We start from the raw sequence: 1,520 nt of genomic DNA, 5'->3' as shown, positions 1-1,520 counted from the left end.
GAACAGTCCATCCCCGCCACTCATACCAGCATCATCCCGCACGAACGATCACGAACCGCAGGCGGGTTGCGGTTACTGAGACACGCTCCTAGCGTCGCCTGAGGTCGGTTCAGCAGCTCGCTGAGGTCTGTCTCCATCACGCTGATGAGTCTGTCCGAGGAAGACGCGGCGGGATGTCCTTCGTGGGCAGCGCCCGGGGGTTACGAGCCCGGTTGGCCTACAGGAAGCCGCGGCCTGGGGCTTCTTCGCGCAGTGACGACTCCGCGTCGAGGAAGAAGTAGCCGCAGCTGTGCCAGAAGTGCAGCTTGTCGATGAGCTCGGGCGTGGTGGCTGCCGGAGCGGCAGCGACCTGGTTGTAGTGCTGTGTGCGGTAGTCCTCCAGCATCCACGCACGTCCGTTGGGGTAGGTCGTCGTGACCACGGTGAAACTGCCCTTTGTCAGTTCCTCCTCCAGGCCGATCTCGGCGAGGCGGAGCTCGGCATCGCCCCAGTAGATGTCGACCAGTCGCGCCAGCCGTTCCCCCGTCAGCCGGGACTCGGCAAACCCGGGTGGGCATGGCTCGTACAGCGGGTAGGTGATCTCCCCACCCAGTCTGGTCACCATTGATCGCTCCCTCCGTGCCGCAAGGCGACGTCGTTCAACGGATCCGTCCGGATTGATGGCGATTCAAACACCAGATCGGCCAGGAGTGCGCAGATCGTGCCCGAATGGAGGCCGACGCGACGCATGCCCGCACGGCATCAAGTAGATAGGATCACGAACACCCGTGCGATACGTCTTGCGGGCACCCTCTGCTCGGGCGCACCATCTCGCGTCCGCCCGCTTTGAATCGACTGCGCACGTTTGGCGCATCGGAAGGACCAGCCATGTCAAAGTCGCCGCAGGTCGGCCCCCTTACGCCGCTCACCAAGAAGAAGTTTTTTGACGGACTCGCCCCGTGGCAGGTGGTCCTCTCCCTGCTCCCGCTGGGACTGCTCTTCATCGGCGGCGCGATCGGCGGTGGGCTGGGCGCTCTGGGCATGGTCGCCAACGTGAAGATTGCCAAGACACAGTTGCCGACTGCCGGCAAGGTGGCAGCCATGCTAGGGGTCGGTCTCGCGGCGGTCGTCGTCTTCCTGGTGGTCGCAGGATTGCTGTCCAACGCCTTGAACGGCTGATCAACAGTCGAGCCGCGACAGCTCGGCGAAATACGTCCGCCTCCTCGAAATCCACCAGGAACGCGATCTCCCCTTGGGCCGGTGGCGTATCGACGTGCCGACCCTGAAAGTGTCTGCGGACGACGTGTACCTGCTTCTGGCAGCGGAAGTATCGCCGAACCAACCCCCCACGAAGCCAGGGCGGCGTAGTTCAGAGGATCTGTCCGACTTGATGCCGGTTCAGGTGCGGACATGGCTGCGGAGTTCGCGGGGCCGGAACGGAGGCACGCACGGCCTCCGGGTGATCCTGAGATGTCGAGTCCCTGATCACCACAACGGAAGACCGTGCCTGCCCGTTCATCATCGCCCATCCCCGCCGGCCT

General features: G+C 64.1%; 2 protein-coding genes. One reads left to right on the top strand and one right to left on the bottom strand.

The window, feature by feature from the left end:
- Positions 1 to 217: 217 nt before the first annotated feature.
- Complete coding sequence (locus ACFV9O_RS40360; RefSeq protein ID WP_385428062.1) at positions 218 to 604, bottom strand: hypothetical protein; 387 nt, start codon at positions 602 to 604, stop codon at positions 218 to 220.
- A 263-nt stretch (positions 605 to 867) separates the two neighbouring features.
- Between ACFV9O_RS40360 and ACFV9O_RS40355 the strand changes: the two genes are divergently transcribed.
- Complete coding sequence (locus ACFV9O_RS40355) at positions 868 to 1,158, top strand: hypothetical protein (protein WP_385428061.1); 291 nt, start codon at positions 868 to 870, stop codon at positions 1,156 to 1,158.
- The last annotated feature ends 362 nt before the right edge of the window (positions 1,159 to 1,520 follow it).

It is taken from the genome of Streptomyces sp. NPDC059909 (assembly GCF_042730885.1).
In the GTDB taxonomy this organism is placed as follows: domain Bacteria; phylum Actinomycetota; class Actinomycetes; order Streptomycetales; family Streptomycetaceae; genus Streptomyces.
The sequence above is the reverse complement of the archived record's forward strand: the minus strand, read 5'-3'. Positions and strand labels throughout refer to the sequence as shown.

Bases quoted from the DNA above. Each gene is read 5' to 3' on its own strand.
- ACFV9O_RS40360 (WP_385428062.1), bottom strand. From the start codon at position 604: ATGGTGACCAGACTGGGTGGGGAGATCACCTACCCGCTGTACGAGCCA.
- ACFV9O_RS40355 (WP_385428061.1), top strand. From the start codon at position 868: ATGTCAAAGTCGCCGCAGGTCGGCCCCCTTACGCCGCTCACCAAGAAG.